Source organism: Jongsikchunia kroppenstedtii DSM 45133 (genome assembly GCF_000380485.1).
GTDB classification, from domain to species: Bacteria; Actinomycetota; Actinomycetes; order Mycobacteriales; family Mycobacteriaceae; genus Jongsikchunia; species Jongsikchunia kroppenstedtii.
In genome coordinates, this window is sequence record NZ_AQYG01000050.1 from 61,448 (window position 1) to 82,437 (window position 20,990).

22 protein-coding genes and 1 tRNA gene are annotated in these 20,990 nt (G+C 67.2%); 11 read left to right on the forward strand and 12 right to left on the reverse strand.

The features are described from left to right. Positions 1–222 precede the first annotated feature (222 nt). A complete protein-coding gene (locus tag G341_RS0116295) occupies positions 223–897 on the forward strand; it encodes a Crp/Fnr family transcriptional regulator (protein WP_018180229.1) in 675 nt (224 codons plus the stop codon). Between the two features lie 60 nt (positions 898–957). On the opposite strand, the gene G341_RS0116300 is transcribed toward G341_RS0116295, so the two are convergent. Then, a complete protein-coding gene (locus G341_RS0116300; protein WP_018180230.1) occupies positions 958–1,773 on the reverse strand; it encodes an MBL fold metallo-hydrolase in 816 nt (271 codons plus the stop codon). Between the two features lie 192 nt (positions 1,774–1,965). Here G341_RS0116300 and G341_RS0116305 point away from each other — a divergent pair, with 192 nt between their 5' ends. Continuing rightward, positions 1,966–2,439 (forward strand): RNA polymerase sigma factor, encoded by a 474-nt coding sequence (locus tag G341_RS0116305; RefSeq protein WP_026303772.1) that lies wholly within the window; start codon positions 1,966–1,968, stop codon positions 2,437–2,439. Beyond that, the gene (locus G341_RS0116310) at positions 2,432–3,037 is read left to right on the forward strand and encodes a methylated-DNA--[protein]-cysteine S-methyltransferase (protein ID WP_018180232.1); all 606 of its coding nucleotides are present in this window, start codon (positions 2,432–2,434) and stop codon (positions 3,035–3,037) included. The genes G341_RS0116305 and G341_RS0116310 overlap by 8 nt, the downstream gene beginning before the upstream one ends. Before the next feature lie 14 nt (positions 3,038–3,051). Here the strand turns inward: G341_RS0116310 and G341_RS0116315 are convergent, their stop codons facing one another. Beyond that, entirely contained in the window at positions 3,052–3,519 is a 468-nt protein-coding gene (locus tag G341_RS0116315) for a RidA family protein (protein WP_018180233.1), read from the reverse strand. Between the two features lie 5 nt (positions 3,520–3,524). After that, positions 3,525–3,689 (reverse strand): Sp36 family protein, encoded by a 165-nt coding sequence (gene sp36, locus G341_RS22300; RefSeq protein WP_006373145.1) that lies wholly within the window; start codon positions 3,687–3,689, stop codon positions 3,525–3,527. 192 nt (positions 3,690–3,881) lie between these two features. On the opposite strand from sp36, the gene G341_RS0116325 reads away from it, so the two are divergent. The 5 genes from G341_RS0116325 (at position 3,882) to bagB (ending at position 8,563) form a co-directional block, all read left to right on the forward strand. Next, on the forward strand, positions 3,882–4,235 hold the full coding sequence (locus tag G341_RS0116325) for a YciI family protein (RefSeq protein ID WP_018180235.1): 354 nt from the start codon (positions 3,882–3,884) through the stop codon (positions 4,233–4,235). A gap of 19 nt (positions 4,236–4,254) precedes the next feature. Next, on the forward strand, positions 4,255–5,493 hold the full coding sequence (locus G341_RS0116330) for an RNA polymerase sigma factor (RefSeq protein ID WP_018180236.1): 1,239 nt from the start codon (positions 4,255–4,257) through the stop codon (positions 5,491–5,493). A gap of 58 nt (positions 5,494–5,551) precedes the next feature. Then, positions 5,552–6,346: a hypothetical protein gene (locus G341_RS0116335; RefSeq protein WP_155827016.1), complete on the forward strand. Its 795-nt coding sequence runs from the start codon at positions 5,552–5,554 to the stop codon at positions 6,344–6,346. Between the two features lie 97 nt (positions 6,347–6,443). Continuing rightward, positions 6,444–7,457: an ATPase BagA gene (bagA, locus tag G341_RS0116340; protein WP_018180238.1), complete on the forward strand. Its 1,014-nt coding sequence runs from the start codon at positions 6,444–6,446 to the stop codon at positions 7,455–7,457. After that, entirely contained in the window at positions 7,457–8,563 is a 1,107-nt protein-coding gene (gene bagB, locus G341_RS0116345) for an ArsA family ATPase (protein WP_018180239.1), read from the forward strand. The genes bagA and bagB overlap by 1 nt, the downstream gene beginning before the upstream one ends. A gap of 51 nt (positions 8,564–8,614) precedes the next feature. Here bagB and G341_RS0116350 read toward each other — a convergent pair whose 3' ends face one another. Then, on the reverse strand, positions 8,615–8,923 hold the full coding sequence (locus tag G341_RS0116350; protein WP_018180240.1) for a WhiB family transcriptional regulator: 309 nt from the start codon (positions 8,921–8,923) through the stop codon (positions 8,615–8,617). A 234-nt stretch (positions 8,924–9,157) separates the two neighbouring features. Between G341_RS0116350 and G341_RS0116355 the strand changes: the two genes are divergently transcribed. Continuing rightward, entirely contained in the window at positions 9,158–11,638 is a 2,481-nt protein-coding gene (locus G341_RS0116355; protein ID WP_018180241.1) for a penicillin-binding protein, read from the forward strand. On the opposite strand, the gene G341_RS0116360 is transcribed toward G341_RS0116355, so the two are convergent. Then, positions 11,635–12,102, reverse strand: coding sequence for a GatB/YqeY domain-containing protein (locus G341_RS0116360; RefSeq protein ID WP_018180242.1), 468 nt, complete (start codon positions 12,100–12,102; stop codon positions 11,635–11,637). The genes G341_RS0116355 and G341_RS0116360 overlap by 4 nt on opposite strands. 78 nt (positions 12,103–12,180) lie before the next feature. Here G341_RS0116360 and G341_RS0116365 point away from each other — a divergent pair, with 78 nt between their 5' ends. Beyond that, the gene (locus G341_RS0116365) at positions 12,181–13,146 is read left to right on the forward strand and encodes a metallophosphoesterase (protein ID WP_018180243.1); all 966 of its coding nucleotides are present in this window, start codon (positions 12,181–12,183) and stop codon (positions 13,144–13,146) included. A gap of 86 nt (positions 13,147–13,232) precedes the next feature. Continuing rightward, positions 13,233–13,306: transfer RNA gene (locus G341_RS0116370), tRNA-Pro, on the forward strand. A 92-nt stretch (positions 13,307–13,398) separates the two neighbouring features. On the opposite strand, the gene G341_RS0116375 is transcribed toward G341_RS0116370, so the two are convergent. The 7 genes from G341_RS0116375 to G341_RS0116405 form a co-directional block, all read right to left on the reverse strand. Further along, positions 13,399–13,983 carry a hypothetical protein gene (locus G341_RS0116375; protein WP_018180244.1) on the reverse strand — a complete coding sequence of 195 codons (585 nt, stop codon included), beginning with the start codon at positions 13,981–13,983 and terminating at the stop codon, positions 13,399–13,401. Between the two features lie 231 nt (positions 13,984–14,214). Continuing rightward, positions 14,215–15,186: an ABC transporter substrate-binding protein gene (locus G341_RS0116380; RefSeq protein WP_018180245.1), complete on the reverse strand. Its 972-nt coding sequence runs from the start codon at positions 15,184–15,186 to the stop codon at positions 14,215–14,217. A 49-nt stretch (positions 15,187–15,235) separates the two neighbouring features. Next, positions 15,236–16,051 (reverse strand): MTB12 C-terminal domain-containing protein, encoded by an 816-nt coding sequence (locus tag G341_RS0116385; protein ID WP_018180246.1) that lies wholly within the window; start codon positions 16,049–16,051, stop codon positions 15,236–15,238. A 131-nt stretch (positions 16,052–16,182) separates the two neighbouring features. Further along, positions 16,183–17,343, reverse strand: a complete 1,161-nt coding sequence (locus G341_RS0116390; protein WP_018180247.1) for an acyl-CoA dehydrogenase family protein — start codon at positions 17,341–17,343, stop codon at positions 16,183–16,185. Further along, complete coding sequence (gene mbtM / locus G341_RS0116395) at positions 17,340–18,989, reverse strand: long-chain-fatty acid--ACP ligase MbtM (protein ID WP_018180248.1); 1,650 nt, start codon at positions 18,987–18,989, stop codon at positions 17,340–17,342. Before mbtM ends, G341_RS0116390 begins: the two co-directional genes overlap by 4 nt. Before the next feature lie 48 nt (positions 18,990–19,037). Continuing rightward, positions 19,038–19,802: an alpha/beta fold hydrolase gene (locus G341_RS0116400; protein WP_018180249.1), complete on the reverse strand. Its 765-nt coding sequence runs from the start codon at positions 19,800–19,802 to the stop codon at positions 19,038–19,040. 3 nt (positions 19,803–19,805) lie between these two features. Then, positions 19,806–20,990 carry an acyl-CoA dehydrogenase family protein gene (locus G341_RS0116405; protein ID WP_018180250.1) on the reverse strand — a complete coding sequence of 395 codons (1,185 nt, stop codon included), beginning with the start codon at positions 20,988–20,990 and terminating at the stop codon, positions 19,806–19,808.

Below are 20,990 nucleotides of genomic sequence, written 5' to 3' on the forward strand. Positions count from 1 at the left end.
TCGGCAGCGCCACGGGCCGGCGCGCCGGATTTACCGCCCGATTTCGGCCCGGAATTCCCGCCCAGTGGCCGGTTCTGGCGTAGATGCTGTGTGTGAGCGGTGCGACACCGTAGACTGTGCGACGGCGTGAGCAATCCAACATTCGGCACGGGCGCGCCAGATTGGCAACTTGAGCCGTCCGGGAGTCGTGAGACCCCGCTGCGGGTAACAGAGAGGTAGTACGTGGACGAGGTACTGGCGCGCGCGGGGATCTTCCAGGGAGTGGAACCGACGGCGGCGGCAGCGCTGGCGAAGGATCTGCAGCCGGTGGAGTTCCCCCGTGGACATGTCGTCTTCAACGAGGGCGAACCGGGTGATCGGCTATACATCATCCTGTCCGGCAAAGTGAAGGTCGGGCGACGTTCGCCGGACGGCCGTGAGAATCTGCAGATGATCATGGGCCCGTCGGACATGTTCGGTGAGCTGTCGGTATTCGACCCGGGTCCGCGCATCTCCAGTGCGACGACCGTCACCGAGGTCCGCGCCGTCTCCATGGACCGCGACGCACTGCGCTCGTGGATCGCGGATCGCCCGCAGATCGCCGAGCAGCTGCTGCGGGTGCTGGCCCGTCGGTTGCGGCGCACCAACAACAACCTCGCCGACCTCATCTTCACCGACGTCCCCGGACGCGTCGCCAAGCAGCTGCTGCAGTTGGCTCAGCGGTTCGGCACCCAGGAGGCCGGCGCGGTGCGTGTCACCCACGACCTCACGCAGGAGGAGATCGCCCAGCTGGTCGGCGCTTCGCGCGAGACCGTGAACAAGGCGCTCGCCGATTTCGCCCAGCGCGGCTGGCTGCGACTGGAGGGCAAGAGCGTCCTGATCGCCGACTCGGAGCGACTGGCCCGCCGCGCTCGCTGAGCCGCACAACCACAAGAATCCGCCGCCCTCATCGAGGACGGCGGATTCTTCGTTTCGGGCTCAGCCCACCTCGCGCAGGTAGGTGAGCTGAGCCTTCACCGACATCCGGGCCGCCGGCCACAGCTTCTTGTCGACGTCGGCGTAGACCTTCTTGACGACCTTCATCGGCTTCGCCTCCTCGGCGCTCACACCGAGCTTGTCGAGCGCCGCCCGCACCTGAGCGATGCGCTCCTCCCGATGCTGCTTGTAGAACTGCACCACCGGCAGCAGATCGGGGTGATCGGGTCCATGCGCCGGCAGCAGCGTGACCCCGGACCCCAGCTCGATCAGGGTGTCGAGCGAGCGCATGTAGTCGGCGAGCGTGCCGCCGCGGGGATCGATGACCGTCGTTCCCCGGCCGAGGATGGTGTCGCCGGTGACGACCGCCTTCTGATCGCCGTGCTCAACCAGGAAGCTCACCGAGTCGTCGGTGTGCCCCGGCGTGGCGAGCACCGTGATCCGCAGACCGGCGGCCTCGATCACCTCACCGTCCGACAGCGTGTCGGCACCCTTCGTGTGCTTATCACGCACCGCGCGCACCGGGCTGTCGGTCAGCGCGCGGAACTTCTTGATCGCGCCGGTGTGATCGAAGTGGTGATGGGTGATCAGCGTCAACGCGACCTTGCCCTGCGCCGCAAGCTTTTTCAGATGCTTCGGATGCCCCTTCGGACCGGGGTCGACGATCACGCACTCGTCGTGCCCCGGCGCCCGCAGCACCCAGGTGTTGGTGCCGTCGAGCTCCATCGCACCCGGGTTCTTGCACAGGATCACCGACGCGAAGTCGGTGACCGGACGCAGTTTCTCGTACGCGGGATGCTCGATGACCTTCGAACTCATGCACGTACTCGCTTCGCTCCGTGCGCGCATGAGGCACCCACACCCTGCATTGACTGATTCGCTCGCTGAAGCTCGCTCATTTCTTCAGCTTGCCACGGGCTCCCCCATTTCCGGCGGGCAGTGGCAATCTGAGGTCATGGCTGACTTCTCGACCGCACCTCACACTTTGGTGGCCGGGAGCGTCTACCTACCGTGAGACCTTTTGAACAGGTAGTCGCCGAACACGGCGCCATGGTGCTGCGGGTCTGCCGCGCGGTGGTCGGACCCGACGACGCGGATGATGCGTGGTCGGAGACCTTCGTCTCCGCGCTGCGCGCCTATCCCGATCTCGACGCCGACGCCAACATCGAGGCCTGGCTGGTGACGATCGCCCACCGCCGCGCCCTCGACGTGGTTCGAACCCGTGCGAGACAGGCGATTCCGCTCGACTCGATACCCGATCGACCCGCGTCCGCGCCGGCCGAAACCGATCCGGACCTATGGGCTGCGGTCGCGCAGCTGCCGACCCGGCAACGTCAAGCACTCGCCTACCACTACCTGGGCGGGCTCAAGTACCCGCAGATCGCCGAGCTGATCGGCAGTTCCCCCGATGCCACTCGCCGCGCCGCCGCCGACGGGATGCGCACCCTTCGCTCCCGAATCACCAAGGAAACTTCTCATGTCTGATGTCCTCGACCAACTAAGCGCCACCGATGAGACGACCCTCGAACGCCTGCATCGCCGGCTGGTCACCGACGCGGCCGCCAACGGTCTGGTCGACATCGCGTACCGGACCATCGACTCCCCGGTCGGATCCCTGCTGCTCGCCGCCACCGATCGCGGCGTCGTGCGCGTGGCATTCGACGTGCAGGATCACGACGCGGTACTCGCCGAGCTCGCCGAACAGATCAGTCCGCGGGTGCTGCGAGCCCCGCGGCGACTCGACAACGCAGCCGAACAGCTCGACGAGTTCTTCAACGGCTCCCGCATCGAGTTCGATCTCGCGCTGGACCTCCAACTGGCACATGGCTTTCGGCGGGAGGTCCTCGGCGAACTGCGCAAGGTGCCGTTCGGCGGCCGCCGCAGCTACGGCCAGCTCGCGGACGCGGCGGGCAACCCCAAGGCCGTGCGGGCCGTGGGCACCGCGTGCGCACGTAATCCGATTCCGCTGATCATTCCGTGCCACCGCGTGGTCCGGGCCGGAGGCACGATCGGCCAGTACGCCGGCGGACCAGAGCGCAAGCGGCTGCTGCTCGAGATGGAGGAGCGGGCGACGGCCGGCTAGCGACCGTCCAGGTCTCAGATTTCGACGATGAGCTCGAGCTCGACGGGCGCGCCGAGCGGCAGCTCCGCGACGCCGACGGCCGAGCGCGCGTGGACGCCGGCATCGCCGAAGATCTCGCCGAGCAACTCGGACGCGCCGTTGATCACGGCCGGCTGGCCGGTGAATCCCGGGGCCGACGCGACGAACCCGACGACCTTGACGACCCGCTTGATCGAGTCGAGGCCGACCAGGGCGTCCACGGCCGCGAGCGCGTTCAGGGCACAGGTGCGCGCCGCAGCGGTGGCCTGCTCCGGACGCACCACACCCTCGGCCCCCTCGGAGACCTTGCCGTGCGTCGACAGCTCACCACGCACCATCGGCAGCTGCCCGGAGGTGAACACCCACGAACCTGACTGCACCGCAGGCACATACGCCGCGAGCGGAGCGGCGACCTGCGGCAGTTCGATTCCGAGTTCGGCCAGACGGGCCTTCCATGACGCCACTGCGGCTATCCCTTCGGTCGTTTGAGGTAGGCGACGTGCTGCTCGCCGGTCGGGCCGGGCAGCACGCTGACCAGCTCCCATCCGTCGGCGCCCCATTGGTCGAGAATCTGCTTCGTCGCGTGCGTCAACAGCGGCACGGTCACGTACTCCCAGGCGGTCACGTCACTCATGTGGATCAGCTTAGGCGAGTCGGTCATCCGACAACCGGATACCGGCCCCGCGCGGCCGATCGCCCTGTCGGGCCGCCGGTATCGGCAATCCCCGAAAGAAATTTTGGAAACATGTCGATGCGAGGCCAACCCGTTCGTGTAGGTGATGAAGGCAGGGCAACCGGCCCGCCTCCGACTCAAGGAGTGATCGAAATGACGCAGTACCTGGTGGCCGTGGAAATCCCCGTCGACTACGCACCGAACGAGGCCGAGAACGCCCTCATCCAGCACGATGTGGACGTCCTCAACGAGGAGCTGAAGGCGGCCGGCGCGATGGTGTTCGGCGGCGGACTGAGTCAGGTTCATACCGCGACGGTGCTCCGGGCCCAGGAGAACGGTGACGTACTGGTGACGGACGGGCCGTTCCTGGAGACCAAGGAGCAGATCGGTGGCTTCTGGGTGATCGAGGCGGCCGACCTCGACGCCGCTCTCGGGTGGGGCCGCAAGGCCGCCCGCGCCTGCCGGGTGCCGATCGAGGTGCGTCCCTTCGAGGGCGTCGTCGAGTGATCTGACCCCCGAACCGATCATGCAGCGCGCGACCGAATCTCAGATCTCCGCGATCTTCAAGGATGAGTACGGCCGGGCGGTGTCCGTCCTGATCGGCGTCCTCGGCGATATCGACACCGCCGAGGACGCCGTGCAGGAGGCCTTCATCGAGGCCCTGCGCACCTGGCCCGAACGGGGTCTGCCGCCGAGTCCGCCCGGCTGGATCATCACGACAGCCCGCAATCGCGCGATCGACCGGATTCGTCGTGAGTCGACCCGGGACGTCCGCCAGGAGCAGGCGTTCCGACTCGGCGGCCGACTCGCGCAGGAAGGAGCCGACGCCGTGTTCGACGACACCGCGATCCCGGACGACCGCCTGCGGCTCATCTTCACCTGCTGCCATCCCGCCCTCAACGAGCCCGCCCGAATCGCGCTGACCCTCAAGCTGATCGGCGGCCTCACCACGGCCGAGGTGGCCCGCGCCTTCCTGGTTCCGGAGGCAACGGTCGCGCAGCGGATCGTCCGGGCCAAGAACAAGATCAAACGCGCCAACATCCCCTACCGGGTCCCGGAGAGCGCGGAGCTCATCGATCGGCTCGGTTCCGTACTCGCGGTCATCTACCTGATCTATACCGAGGGACACACGGCGTCGGCGGGCGCGCAGCTGACCCGGATCGATCTGGCCGTCGAGGCGGTCCGGCTCGGCCGGGTGCTCGCGACCCTGATGCCCGACGAGCCGGAGGTGCTCGGACTGCTCGCGCTGATGCTGCTGGGCGAGTCCCGCCGGCCGGCGCGCACTACCGCCGACGGCGATCTGGTGCCGCTCGCCGAGCAGGACCGGTCGCTCTGGGATCGCGACCTCGCCCTCGAGGGGCATGAATTGGTGCTCCGCTGCCTGCGTCGCGGCCGACCGGGTCCCTATCAACTGCAAGCGACGATCGCGGCGACCCATGCGGCAGCCGCCAGCGCCGACCGGACCGACTGGCCGCAGATACTCGCGTTGTACGACGGCCTGTACGCGCTGACCCCGACATCGGTCGTCGCGCTCAACCGGGCCGTCGCGCTGGCCCAGGTGGCTGGTCCGGCGGCGGCGCTCGCGGAGGTCGACGCGCTCGACCTAGACGGTTTTCACCTGTGGCACGCCACGCGCGGGCATCTGCTCGACCAATTGGGCAGTACCGCCGAAGCGACCGCGGCATACCGACGCGCCGCCACGCTCACCGACAACGACGCCGAACGGCGCCACCTGCTCCGGCGCGCCGATCATTCGGACGACTGAATACCGTCGCGCGGACTGGGGCGGCCCGGGAACTCCCTGCGACACTTCGCGTATACCGATGATGTCGTTGCAGCCGGTCACCCGAGAACAGGCCGCGCTGAACCTGAAGCAGTGCGCTGGCAAATATCGCGCCGCGTTCCTGCTCGCGGCGCTTCCCGGCATCGCCGTGGTCGTCGCCGCGGCGTTCCTCGTCGACGATCCGAAGGCAGTCGCGGCGTGGGTCGTGCTGATGATCGCCGGGTTCCTCTGCAGTCTCGGGGTGCTGCTCACCAGGCAGGTCTCGATCCGATTCCGCTATCGGATCACGGCGCCCCACTCGACCCTGATGATGGCCGGCGCCCTCGTCGCGGCGGTCGCCGCCGCGGCCGGCATCGATTACCTCGTGGTGGCGGCCGTCGGCACCGGACCCGGCACCCGCCGGATCACCGTGCCCGTGGCGATCTTCGTCATCGTCTGCACGGTCCGACTCACGCAGAGCTATCTGACGCTGTTCTCCGGGTCGGCGTACGCGCTGATCGTTCGGAACGCCCGAGTGCCGTGGAGCCTGGTCTCCCAGGTCGTGGTCGCCCCCGGCCGAACACCGGACAGCACCGAGATCGGGGTGCGCACCGCCCGCCCGCAGCCCCAGTCACTCCGGATTCGGGAGAACGAAGCACTGCGGGATCTCCCCTTCCGGGTGGTCGTGCCGACCAAGCAGTTCGACATGGACCGGCTGCATTGGGCGATCAACCAGTCGGGCCGTACCGACATCGCGCTGCTGTATCGGACCACGACCGGCGAACAACTGGTCCGGATGTCGAACATGCCGGTGACCCCATATCCGCAACCCGACCAGCACATCGGCCGGTTCTGAGTGCCCGAACGCCGACCATCCGGATCACGACTGTCAGCTGCGTCATAGCTGGCCCAACCCAGGTGGGACCGAATTGCGGTGGCCGTATGGTTAGCGCGTGACCAGCGATCAACAATCGACCGGCACCACCTGGCCGGAGGCCGCCACCAAGGCGCGCCTGCATTTCGTATCCGGCAAAGGCGGCACCGGCAAGACGACCGTCGCGTCGGCTCTCGCACTGACCCTCGCCGCCGAAGGCAAGAAGGTCCTGCTCGTGGAATGCGAAGGGCGCCAAGGCATCGCCCAGCTCTTCGACATCCCGCCGCTGCCGCCGACCGAGACCCGCGTCGCGACCGCCGAGGGCGGCGGCGAGGTGTCGGCCCTGGCGATCGACATCGAGCATGCGCTGCTCGAATACCTCGACATGTTCTACAACCTGGGCTTCGCCGGCCGGGCGATGAAGCGCATCGGCGCCATCGACTTCGTCACCTCGATCGCGCCGGGCCTCAAGGACGTCCTGATCACCGGCAAGATCAAGGAATGCGTGATCCGCACCGAGAAGAACGGCAAGCGGGTCTACGACGCGGTCGTGGTGGACGCCCCGCCGACCGGCCGCATCGGCAACTTCCTCGACGTCACCAAGGCGATGTCGGATGTGGTCAACACGGGTCCGATCCGCAACCAGAGCGAGGGCGTGGTGCAGCTGCTGCACTCGCCGGACACCGTCGTGCATCTGGTCACCCTGCTCGAGGCGATGCCGGTGCAGGAGACCATCGAGGCCGTGGCGGAGCTGGAGAGCAAGAACCTGCCGATCGGTGCGCTCATCGTGAACCGCAGCGAGCCGCTGCACCTGCCGTCCGACCAGGTCGACGACATCGCCGACGGCACCATCGATGCCGACCGGGTGCGCGTCGACCTCGCCGCCGCCGGCCTGGAGGTGTCGGATGCCGACCTCGCCGGTCTGCTGACCGAGACCATCGAGCACGCCACCCGGGTCCAGGCCCAGCAGGAGGCGCGCGACGACCTCGACAAGCTCGAACAGGCTCAGGTCGAGCTGCCCGCATTCGATGAGGGCGTCGATCTCGGAGCGCTGTACACCCTGTCCGACCTGCTGCGGAAGGCTGGTGCGTGATGGCTCACAAGTTGCAGATGGGCGCGCTGCTCACCGATCCGGACACTAAGGTGTTGCTCTGCTGCGGCGCCGGCGGCGTCGGCAAGACCACCACGGCCGCGGCGATGGGCCTCTATGCCGCCGAGCACGGACGCAAGGTCGTCGTCATGACGATCGACCCGGCCCGGCGCCTCGCGCAGTCGCTCGGCATGACCGAGCTGACCAACACGCCGCAGCCGATCGCCCTCGACGACGAGGAGATCGTGACGTCCGGCGGCTCGCTCGACGCGATGATGCTCGACATGCGCCGCACATTCGACGAGATGGTGACGCAGTACTCGACGCCCGAACGCGCCGAGGCGATCATGAACAACTCCTTCTATCAGACCCTCGCCACCTCGTTCTCCGGCACGCAGGAGTACATGGCGATGGAGAAGCTCGGCCAGCTGCTGGACGAGGACAAGTGGGATCTGATCATCGTCGACACCCCGCCGTCGCGGAACGCGCTCGACTTCCTCGACGCGCCGCAGCGGCTCGGATCCTTCCTCGACGGCCGGATGATGAAGCTGCTCGTCGGCGGCGGACGCGGGGTCGGCCGCCTGGTCACCGGCGCGGTCGGCCTGGCGATGAAGGGCATCTCCACGATCATCGGCGGCGAGGTGCTGCGTGACGTCGCGGCGTTCGTGCAGTCGCTGGATTCGATGTTCGGCGGCTTCCACGAGCGCGCCACGCGCACCTACAACCTCCTCAAGCGCGACGGCACCCAGTTCGCGGTGGTGTCGTCGGCGGAGCCGGATTCGCTGCGCGAGGCCGCCTTCTTCGTCGATCGACTGTCGGAGGAGAAGATGCCGCTGGCGGGATTGATCCTGAACCGCACGCATCCGAACCTGACGACGATCGCGCCGGCGGCTGCCGAACTGGCGGTGGAGAAGACCGAGGACGAGCTGACCAGGGCGGTGCTGCAGATTCACATCGACCGCGCCAACACGGGAAAGCGGGAGCTGCATCTGCTGGGCCGGTTCACGACGTCGCACCCGACCGTTCCGATCGTCGGTGTGCCGTCGCTGCCCTTCGAGGTGGCCGACCTTGAAGCGCTACGCGCAGTGGCCAGCCAGATCACTGCCTAGCCACGAACTGAGAAGGCCCGCCCGAGCTATTGCTCGCGGCGGGCCTTGTCGCTATACGGCGTGCTGCCTACGCCGCTGAGCTTCGAAGAAGGAGCCCCAGGAGGTGACCTCGGGGTGCTGGCGCAGCAGCGCTCGGCGCTGGCGCTCGGTCATGCCGCCCCACACGCCGAATTCGACGCGGTTGTCGAGGGCGTCGGCGCCGCACTCGAGCTGGACGGGACAGTGGCGACAGATGGTCGCGGCTTTGCGCTGGGCAGCGCCGCGGACGAACAACTCATCCGGGTCGACCCCTCGACACCGGGCACTGGACACCCAAGCCAAACGAGCTTCCGAGTCTGCGATCGTCGCTGCCTTCGTCATCTGCAACCCCTGTTCTGTTTCCGGAGATCGTCCATCGCTCTGCCATGGACGACTTGTCCTCCGCCACACATTGCATCGAATGTTAGGTGAATCACATTCAGGCTCGAATCTAGGGTCCCGAATGTTGGGCCGTCAAGAGCTGCGCCAAAAAAGTGGCACCAACGTGCAAACTCGCCGCGGCGCGCTCCGGCGGCGTCGCCCGGCCTGCACAGTCGAACACGTATCGTGTGTCACGTGCCGGCCCTCGAGAACCCCAAATCCAGGTCATATGCGCTGCTAGCGGGCTGCATCGTGCTCGCGGGCGTATTGGTGGCCGGACTGCTGTTTCCAGCTGCCGTCGGGTTCGGGGTGATCTCCAACAAGGCCTCGTCGACCGTCGAGAACGTGTCGTCACAACTCATCGAGGGCGCCGTCCCCGAGATCACCACGATCACCGACACCACCGGCCGTCCCATCGCCGCGCTGTACGACCAGCAGCGCATCCAGGTCGGCTACAACGACATCTCGCCGAACATGATCCGCGCGATCGTGTCGATCGAGGATCACCGCTTCTTCGAGCACGACGGCGTCGACTGGCACGGCACGATCCGCGCCTTCCTGCGCAACTCGTCCTCGGGCAGCGTCCAGCAGGGCGCGTCGACGATCGACCAGCAGTACATCAAGAACTATCAGCTGCTCGTGCTGGCGCACACCGACGCCGAGCGCCAGGCCGCGACGGCCGACACCGCGGCGCGCAAACTGCGCGAGGTGCGGATGGCGCTGACGCTGGAGAAGACGCTGCGCGATCAGGCAGAACGCCGGGGGCTCAACTCTTCTCAGGCCAAGCAGGAGGCCAAGAAGGAGATCGTCACCCGCTACCTGAACCTGGTTCCGTTCGGCAACAACGCTTATGGGATCCAAGTCGCCGCGCGCACCTACTTCAACAAGGCCGCAAAGGATCTCACGATTCCGGAGTCGGCGATGCTCGCCGGCATGGTCCAGTCGAGTTCGGCTCTGGATCCGTACAGCAACCCGCAGGCCGTGCTCGCCCGCCGAAACGTGGTGCTGGACACCCTGGTTCAGAACGATCCCAGCCGCGCCGCGGAGTACCAGGCCGCGAAGAATGCGCCTCTGGGCGTGGCACCGCAGCCGGCCAGCATCCCGCAGGGCTGCATCGGCGCCGGCGACAACGGCTTCTTCTGTGACTACGCGCTGCAGTTCTTGGCGGAGAACGGATTCAGCCGCGACAACGTACTGCGCGGCGGCTACACCATCCGCACCACGCTCGACCCGGGCGTGCAGCAGGCGACCGTCAAGGGCATCCGATCGGTGGCCGCCCCGGACCTGGAAGGCGTCGCCGATGTCATGAGCGTCATTGCGCCCGGCCAGGATTCGCATGACGTGCTGTCGATGAGCTCCAACCGGATCTACGGTCTCAATCCCGCACAGGGGCAGACCGTGCAGCCCGAACCGTTCTCGATGGTCGGCGACGGCGCAGGCTCCACCTTCAAGATCTTCACCACCGCGGCAGCCATGGAGAAGGGGCTCGGCACCGGGTCGAATCTGGAGGTTCCGGCGTTCTTCCAGGCGACCGGCATGGGTTCCAGCGGCGGCTACATGGGCTGCCCGGCGAACACCTATTGCGTCAAGAACGACGGCAAGTACCCGGCATCTATGTCGGTGACCAACGCCCTCGCGACCTCGCCGAACACCGCGTTCGTCAAGCTGCTGCAGAAGGTCGGGGTGCCGGCCGCGGTCGACATGGCCATCCGCCTCGGCATGCGCAGCTACGCGCAGCCCGGCACGGCACCCAACGGAACGCAGAGCCTGGCGGACTACTTCAAGCAGGGCAACCTCGGCTCGTTCACCCTCGGGCCGACCGCCGTCAACGCCCTGGAGCTGTCGAATGTGGCGGCGACGCTGTCGTCGCACGGCATGTGGTGCCCGCCCAACCCGATCGCCTCGATCACGCTGCCCAAGCGGGACGACTACGGCAATCCCGTGCTCGACCCGAACGGCGCCCCCGCGACCAAGGAGCTGTGGCAGCGTCCCGGCTGTCAGCAGGTCGTCGAGCCCGGTCTGGCCGACACCCTCGCGAATGCGATGAGCAAGGACGACCAGGGCGGTGGCACGTCCGCCGGGTCGGCGCGTGGAGCCGGCTGGAACCTGCCGGTGTCCGCCAAGACGGGAACCACCGAGACCCACCGCTCATCGGCGTTCGTCGGCTTCACCAACAAGCTGGCCGCCGCGACCTACATCTACGACGACTCCGATTCGCCCGGCCCGCTGTGCTCGAGCCCGCTGCGCGAGTGCTACGGCGGCGACCTGTACGGCGGCTTCGAACCCGCGCGGACCTGGTACAACACCATGGTCGGCCTGAGCGGACGGTTCGGTCCGGTCACGCTGCCGCCGGTCGACCCGCGCTACGTCTCGGGGACCGTCACCGGCGCCGGCAACATCCCCGACGTCTCCGGCCTGACGGCCAGTGATGCCACCGCCAAGCTGCAGCAGGCCGGATTCACCGTGCAGCAGCAGTCGACCGACAGCTCGACCGTCGGCGCGGGAATCGTGGCGTTCACCGCACCCGAGCGCAGCGCGGTGCCCGGCAGCCTGGTGACGATCTACGTCAGCACGGGTCAGTCGGACTCGGCCACGCAATCGGCGCCGCCCGCTCCCACGACGATCGATGTGCCGGGCCAGGGCCCGGTCACCATCCCGCCGCTGCCACCCAACTAGGCGCTGAGAGCTGCGCGGACCGCGGCGGATAGGCGCTTGCCGTCGGCGCGACCCTCGGCCGCCTTGGTGGCCGCCGCCATCACCTGACCCATCTGCTTCATCGTGGGCGCCTCGCCGAGCTGGGCGGTGACGTCGGAGACCGCCTGCGCGGCAAGGGTTGTCAGCTCGTCGTCGGACAGCGGGGTCGGTAGGTAGCGGTCGATGATCGCGGCCTCGGCCTGCTCCTTGGCGGCCAGCTCGGCACGTCCGTTGTCGGCGAAGACCTCGGCGGCCTCGGCGCGCTTCTTCGATTCCTTCTGCAGCACCTTCACGGTCTCGTCGTCGCTGAGCTCGTGCGCCTCCTTGCCGGCCACCTCGGCCGTCTGGATGGCCGCCAGCACCATCCGCAGCGTGGCGGTGGTGTCGGAGTCCTTGGCCTTCATGGCGGCGGTGAGGTCGGACCGGATCTGCGATTTGAGCGACATGGTCCCAAGGTATCGCCCCGACCGATCTCACTCATCGGGTTATCGGGGCCGGTCCGATGCCCGGCGTACCCTGAGACGATGACCAAGCAGGGCACCAGATCAGTCGCGTCCGCTGTCGCCGGCGGAATCCTCGGGACCGGCGTCGCGGGATTGACCTACGCCACCGTCATCGAGCGCAACGCCTTCGCGCTGCGGCACCAGACGATGCCGGTGCTGGAGCCGGGTGCCACCCCGCTGCGCGTGCTGCACATCAGCGACCTGCACATGATGCCCAATCAGCGCCTCAAGCAGGCATGGGTGTCCGAATTGGCCGCGCTCGAGCCGGACCTTGTCGTCAACACCGGCGACAACCTCGCGCATCCGGACGCGGTGCCGGCGGTGGTGCAGTCGCTCGGCGGCCTGCTGTCCCGACCGGGCCTGTTCGTGTTCGGATCCAATGACTATTTCGGGCCGAAGCCGAAGAACCCGCTCAAGTACTTCAAGACCGAGCACAAGCGCAGCCACGGCGAGCCGCTCCCCTGGCAGGACCTGCGGGCGGCGTTCACCGAACGCGGCTGGCAGGACGCCACCCACGCGGTGCGCGAGTTCGAGGTCGGCGACGTCCGCGTCGCGGCGGCCGGCGTGGACGATCCGCATATCAAGCGCGACCGCTACGACACCATCGCCGGGCGGCCGAATCCGTTGGCGCACTTGCGACTCGGGCTGACGCACTCGCCCGAACCGCATGTGCTCGACCGGTTCGCCGAGGACGGCTACGACCTGGTGCTGGCCGGTCACACGCATGGCGGCCAGCTGTGCCTGCCGTTCTACGGGGCACTGGTCACCAACTGCCACATCGACCGGTCGCGCGTGAAGGGGCCGTCGCAATGGGGTTCGACGATGCAGCTGCACGTCAGCGCCGGCCTGGGCACCTCGCCGTATGCGCCGGCCCGGTTCTGCTGCCGGCCCGAGGCCACGTTGCTCACGCTCACGCCGACGGGTGGCGGCGACGGCGACTTCGACGTCGAGCAGTCGCTCCCTCAGACGTCGGCAACAGCGCGCTGAGCAGCCGATTCGTTGCCTGGCAAGGCAACCAGGTAAGCTTCCATATCGCGTGTTCGAGCAGCTCGATCGCTCGGATTCATCGCAACCGGGGTGTGGCGCAGCTTGGTAGCGTGCTTCGTTCGGGACGAAGAGGTCGTGGGTTCGAATCCCGCCACCCCGACGCTAGGTTGAGATAGCAGAAGAGGCCCCAGCCAGGAGAGATCCGGCCGGGGCCTCCTCGTTTATCCGGGCGGTGTCAGCTTCGACTCGGGCTTACTGCCGCCCACGTCCGGCCAGAAGTTCGGATACGAGCGCCAAATCGTCGGCGCTTCCCGCGGACGCCCGGGCTACCTCGGTGTACCACGAGTCCACGCGGGCATGGTCGTCGGCGGTCAGCGCATCCCGGGCGGCATCAGCGACAAGTCTGGTGACTTCATTGGCCGCGCCGCGGGCGGGAAGTACCTTCTGGCGGAATCGATCCGCGGCCGCGGCGCTATATCGATCACCCCACAAAACGAGGCCCTCCAGTAGATACTGACCCCCCAACCGGTCGCCGGCGATCGCTGCCAATCGGTCGCGCAGAGGTGCGTTGGCGTGAGTGGCTCGGTCAGACAGTGCCGCGCGCACGGCATCGAGTATGGCGGCGAAGTCGCGCTGATCAGCGTCCGACAGGCCGGTCTCGGTGTCGAACGCCCCGATGGCTTTGGAGGTGCGTTCCAGCATCGACGGCAGATTCTCGACGGATACCGGCACCGCGGTGTCACCAGGAATGGTCGCGATCACCTTGTCGTACACGAACACTCTCTGTAGATACGCGTACAGCATCACGAGGCCGTTGAGCTGCCATTGTGCGGTCACCCGCCCACACTATCGAGTCGCTACGCATAATCGGCTCCACGCGGCAGTGGCGAGCCAAATATCATTCAGTGCAATGACTTCCGCGACAGCCGGTCGGTCCGACAGCGCGGAATGCAGAAGGGGCCCATCGCCGGTGAATCCCGGTGATGGGCCCCTTCGATCATCTAGCAGTTCCAGACCGGACGTGGAACAACGGCCACGTCGGTCCGGCGGCCAGATAGTTTGCGAAGACTAATGCTGCGCTGCAGCGGCGGCCAACGCGGGCATCATCTGGTCGAACGCATACGGGATCGAATTAGGAGAGGGCTCATTCAATCCCGTGATCTGCGTAGTCGACATCATCGACACCGCATGATTCTTGACGGCGGTCAGGCCCTGATAACCCGGCAGGCCTTCCACGCGTTGCTGCAATTTCGGAGTCTGCGCCGCCACGACGAGCAGGTCGGCATTGAGCAGTCCCACGTTCTCGGTACTCACCTGGAAGCGCGGCTGCCCCGACTCTTTCGCCTGCTGGACCAGGCGCGGCGCCATCCGGAGGCCGAGAGAGCTGAACAACTTTGCGGCGCCATCCGATTCGTCTCCGAGCACCGAGATCTGGTCCGCACCATACAGATAGGCGAACGCATACGTCTTGTCCTTGAGGCCGGGATACTTCGCGACGATGCCGTTGATCTTCTCGTTGACACCGTTGATGATCTCTTTTGCCTTCTCCGGCTGATGGAGGATGGTGCCCATCAAGGTCACCATGTCCTGCCAGGGATCGACCTGCTCCCCACTGATCTTGTCGATGGTGGGGGCGAGTTTCGACAACGCGTCGAATCCGCCTGCCATGGAGGCGAATCCGGGCGCCAGGATCAGGTCCGGCTTCAATTTCGCCACGGCGCCGACGACATCCTTGTTCGGGTCGACGAGCGTCGAATTCTTGAGCTTGTCGCCGAACCACGGCGGCGCCGTGCCCGTCTGCAGGCGAATCGCGTCGTAGTAGCCGACGGGCGTGACCCCGAACGACAGCGCGACGTCCGTCCACTGACCGCCGAGCGTGACGATGTTCTTCGGCGTCTCCGGAACACTCACCTGTCGCCCATCGGGCAGGTTGATCTGCACCGGTGCCGAGCTGTCGTTCGCTTTCGACGAGCACCCGACGCCGACCAGACCGACCACGGCGACCATCACGAGCAGCAGACCTGTCTTCAGCCTGGTCACAGGCGTCACTCCCATACTTCGGTTCTTTTCCACGGGTCTTGGCAACCGATCAGACGGTGCACGGGATCATCGCGTACGCCGCGATGTCGCACACACTCGCGTTGGACAACTTCCACTTGTTATCCATCCAGATCCAGCTGAGCTGCCGATACCGAGAGCCGTTGCCGACCAACGACATCTGCAGATTGGCCGTCAAGGTGGTGCCATTCAGCTTCACCGGGCCGACCATCTGGTAGGTGAATCCGGCGCCGCTGACCCGCAGCATCTCGGCGACCTGGTTGATCGACCCGAGTGCGCGCGCCCCGCCCTGGAGCTCGTCGGCCCGCTGAGCGTTGGAGGCACCGGTGTTCATGATCAGCTTGATCTTCGTGTTGAGCTGGCCGGCGGTCAGTGCCTGCGGCCCAGCGGCCTGCTGGGTCTGCTGTGCCGCCGGGGCCTGCGCTTGCGCCTGCGGGGTGCCCGCGCCCTGCGGCGCACCGCCGCCACCGCTCTCGGGAACCTGCTCTCCTGCGGCCGTCGGCTGTGCGCCGGCCTGCGGCGCGGCGGGGGCACCAGCAGCCTGCTGGGGCGCCCCGGCCGCTGCGGTCTGAGCGGCCGCACCCAGGTTGACCACGGTCGGGGTCTGCGAGGAGGCGTTGTTGTCGTTGCGGTTGTTGTCGGCGATCACCAGCCCCACGACACCGATGGTGACAATCAATGCCGAAATGATCGCGGCCACACCGGCCGACGCCAGGATCGTGGGCACACTCACCTTCGACCCGTTCTGCGGCTCCGGCTGCTCAGCCGGCGGGTACGGCTCACCCGCGTACTGCTGATCCGCGTCGGCGTACGACTGGTCGCCCCCGTACGAGTCGCCCTGTGTCATGACTGCTCCCCTTGTATTTGAGACAGCTTGCCCCAATTGTTCACTTATTGATATAGGTCAGGCTAACCTCACCGACGACCAGACCCCAAGTCCGATTGCTGTGATTTGCGACGGCGGACCGTCTCTGCAGGTCAGCTGATGGTGTCCGAGAAGCGTCGGTAGCCCTCGACGTCCGGCTTCATCGCGGCCGCGACCAGCTCCCACAGGACCTCGTCGGTACCGCCGCCGACGCGGGCGAGCTTCATGTCACGCCACCAGCGTCCGAGAGGCGTCTCGTCGGCGAGGAACGCCGAACCGCCGAAGATATGCATGCACTCGCCGACGACTTCTTCGCCGAGCCGCGCCGCCGACACCTTCATCGCCGCCGCCGTCCGCAGGTCCAACTTCCCGTCGGCCGCGATCCCGGTGAGTGCATGTCGCAGCATGTCCACCCGCGACTGCAGATCCGCCACGCGCAGGCGCAGCGCCTGATGCTCGAACAGCGTGTTGCCGAACTGACTGCGCTCGTGCATCCGAGCAACGGTGATCCCCAGAACCTGGTTGCAGGAGGCGGCGACCTGACCCGCGATGGAGAGCCGCTCATGAGCGAGGCCCCAGCTGACGGCCGCCAGCCCGGTCCCCGCCCGCGCGATCATATGGTCGGCGGGCACGACGGTGTCGATCTCGACGGCCGCGGTGTCCAGCGGACCCGCGCTGACCTTGCGGTACGGCGGCTGGATGTCGACCTGCGCGGTCGGCACCAGGATCAGCGCGACGTTGCCGTGCCGGCTGGTCGCGTCGTGGTCCACGACGCGCGCGACCACGAGGATGTAGTCGGCGATCGGCGACAGCGAGACGAACTTCTTTCGTCCGCGGACCCGGAAACCGTCACCCTCCGTGGTTATCTCGGTCTCCACGATCTGCAGATCGGAACCGCCCGACGACTCGGAGGCCGCCAGGCACAGTACGGCCTCGCCGCTGATGGCCTGCTCCGCCACCGAACTCAGCGTCTGCGATCGTCCGCCGAATCGGCGCAGGATCGCGATCGCCGAGTCATGCAGGCTCACACCGACGCTGATGCCGGCCGAGCCCTGCTGACCCAGCGCGTAGGCGAGTTCGAAGAGCTTCGCGAGATCGGGCGTCTTCGCATCCCCCCACTTCTCGGCGAAAACACCTGCACGGCCGAGGCGTTCGAGGAGCTTCCGCGGAAACCGCTCGGTCTCTTCGGCTTCCGCCGTCCAGGACCGCAGCTCGTCGTCGAAGACCGAGTCGAGCAGCGCGCGATACCCATCGATGGAGGTGGCGGTCGTCATTTCCACACCCCCGACTCCACGAGCTGCTTGGTCTCGAGGCGACGCAGCTTGCCTGATGTCGTTCGGGGCACCGCACCGGGCTCGACGAAGATCACGTCGGCCGGCATGATTCCGCACTCGGAAGCGACCGACGACATCACCTCGCCGCGTGCGCCGGCCTTGTCCTCGCCGCGGTATTCCGCCACGACCACGAGACCCGGTCGCGCGGAGTCCTCGCCGCGGGCCATCGCGACCACTCCGCCGCGGCGGATGCCCTCCACTGCGGCAGCGGCGCGCTCGACCTCGACCGGAAACAGATTGCGCCCGGCGACGATCACGATCTCCTTGACGCGGCCGCAGATCACCAGCTGCCCGTCGATGAGATAACCGACGTCACCGGTCGAGAACCACTCGCCGTCGTGCAGCGGGCCATGGCCCAGGTAACCGTTCATCATCGAGGTACCACGGATCTGCACCTCGCCCGCGTTGCGTCCGGCTATCCGGGGAATATCGGCATTCGATTCGATGACACGAACCTGCATGCCCCCCAGCGGCTTTCCGAGAATCGCAAAACGGCGGCGGATCGGCGCGGCCGAGCCGTCGCTCGATGTGACGGTGACCTCGTCGTAATGCGCACCGTCGCCAGCCACCGGCATCGTGACCGCGCAGGTCGATTCGGCCATTCCGTAGGCCGGCGCCGCGGCGGCGGGGTCGAAGCCGAAACGCGCCGTCTCGGCGAGGAACTTGTCGAAGGCATCGGGATCGATCGGCTCGCCGCCACTGATCGCGAACCGCAGCCGCGACAGGTCGGCGTCCTTGAGCAGGCGGCCGTAGCGGCCCAGGATGTCGTAGGCGAAATTAGGCGCGGCAGTGATCGTGGCCTTGCTCTCGGTCAGCCACTTGAGCCAGTTGAAGGGCGACGCGGCGAACGCGGAATTCGGCACGAGGTACAGCGGGAAGCCCGACCCCATCCCCGCGAGCAGGAAGATCAGGCCCATGTCGTGGTACAGCGGTAGCCAGCTGAACCCCACATCGCTGGTTCGGTGCACCCCCATCCGGGCGATCACCTCGGTCGTGTTGGTGCGCACCGCACGGTGCGAGACGACGGCGGTCTTCGGCTCACCGGTCGAGCCGGCGGTGCCCTGCAGCACGGCGGGAGCGGTGGCAGCCACCTCCCGCGGCACGAACTCCGAGACATCCGCGCCCACACCGTAATCGGCAACCCGGTCGACCCGCAGCGGGCCATCTACCTTCGACAGCAGATCGAGCTGGGGACCACTTCCGAGGATCGTGCCGACCCCGATGTCGTCGAACCGGGCGTACGTGGTCTGCGCCCACTGCTTCTCGTCGGCGCCCCGGATCGGCCCGGGGAGGATCGAGACCGCGGTGCCCGCGAGCCAAGCACCCTGGACCGCGGCGACCAGATCGACGGACGGATCACCGATCAGACCGAGCGCGGCGGGCTCGCTGCGCCGGCGATCGGCAAGTATCTGGACAGCGATCTCTTCCGCACGCGCGTGGACGTCGCGCCACGATCGCGTTGTCCACGTTCCGGTTTCGGCATCGAGCACCGACAGCGAGTGCTCGCTGCTCAGCATCGCTTCGCTGACGGAGGAGGCGAGCATGCTCGCGGTATTAGCCTCGGCAAGCACCGTGTTCTGCTGCATTGCTGTCTTCACTTTCGTTGTAGTGGATTGAGCCGGCCGAACCGGATATCACCCGATGGCGGCGGTTGCCGGCGGGAGGAAGCCCGCGATCAACGCACTCACCGCGTCCGGGTCTTCTAGGTGCGGATGGTGGCCGAAGCCGGAAAGCATGTGGGTTGTCACCTCGCCGGAGGATCCGGCGGTGATCAGATCGGCGTGCAGCCGCGAGCCGTAGTTGTCCTCGGTCCCCTGGACGACCCACAGGGGTGCCTCGATACGCGGCAGCAGACCGGTGATGTCGAAATCGCCGAACTCCTCCGAGAGCCAGACGCCGGACCACCGGCGCAGCAATGCGTCGGGGTCGTCGTGGAACATCGCCAGCGACGGCCGCACCGATTCCTCGAATACCTCTGCGGTGCGGCGTATTCCAGCCAGCGTGACATCCTCGGCGACGACGTGCGGGGCGATCAGCACGGCACCCGCCGACGCGTGTTCGCTCGCGTAGATCGCCGCGATCGACGCCCCGTCCGAGTGGCCGACCAACGCCGGCGGCGTGTCGATCCCTATTCCCTCGAGCACCTCGGGAAGCACTTCCAGCGCCTCGACGTGCAGGTAGCGCGCACCGTCAGGTCCGGTGCCCCCGGAGCCGCCGTAGCCGTGCCGGGAGTACACCAGGGCGCGCATACCGGTTGCCCGGGCCAGCAGTGACGGGAGCCGGCCCCATTGGCCCGCCGAGCCCAGGCCCTCGTGCAGGAAGACCAAGGTGGGCGCGTCGGGCGCCCCGTCGTGGAGCACGTATTCGATGTCGCCCTTCGGATGCGCAAGAACAGGCACCGGTCACCATCCGTGATTCGACACGTCGAACATGTTGGCGCCCAGCTGCGTTCGCCCCACGTAGTCGAGACACTCCGCGGGTTTGGCCGGCATGATCGAGCAGAACTGCACCTCTCGCAGCAACCGCTGCATCGGGCCGTCCGCGGCCATCGCCGCCGATCCGACGAGCGAAACCGCCTGCGAAGCAAGCGATTGCGCGGTCTCGCCGAGATGATACTTGGCGGCATACACCATTTCGTTCGTCGACGGGTCGGACCGGTTCTCGGCCACGGCACGAGCGGCCGCCACGGTCAGCGCCTGCGTCGCCTGCAGCGAGACCGCCATGGCACCGACGCGCTGGACGTCCGTGTCTTTCGACCGGCGGCGCTCGTCATTCGCGACATGCGCGGTGGCGAAGGCGACGATCGCCCTGGACAAGCCCAGGTAGGCGCCCAGATACCCGGCGGCCATCCAATGCGGTTCCCGCACAACCTTGAACAGCGACATGCCCTCGACCGCCAGGAACAGCCGATCCTGGCCGATCGGGGTGTCCTCCAGGAACATCTGCGCGGTCGACGTGCCGCGCAACGCAGTGCCGCGCCATTCCGACGAGAACGAGACGCCGGGGTCGTCCGCGCCGACGACGAAGTGCGAGACCTCGAAGTCGGTATCGGTGTCGGCCGGCCGGGCGGTGACCACATAGTGATCGGCGACGCCGGCGAGCGAGACGAACGACTTGTGTCCGTTCAAGATGTATCCGTGCGGCGCCCGTTCATACGTGGTCGATATGCCACGCAGCCGCGCCCCGGTGGCGGGTTCGGATGCCGCCGAGGCGAACATCCGTCGCTGACCCACCACCTGATCGATCACCCACTCACGGAAGGCGATCCCGTTCTCGCCCAGCGCGTCGGCGTCGGCCTCGAACAGCGAGCCGATCGCCACGTTGTGCATGTTGAAGCCGAGCGCGATGGCACCGTTCGCCGCCCCCAGTTCGGCGAGCAGTTCGGTATAACTGCCGAAGTCGAGGCCGAGTCCGCCGCAATGCTGCGGAATCATTGCCGCCAGCAGACCGGACTCACGAATCAGCGCGTAGGCCGTACTCGCCGGCTCGATGCCGAGATCGATGGGGTCGGCGAGCTCGGCCAGCTGCGGGGTGATCCCGCGGGCCAGTTCCAGAGCCGCATCCAGAGGTCGGGTTGCAAGGGTCAT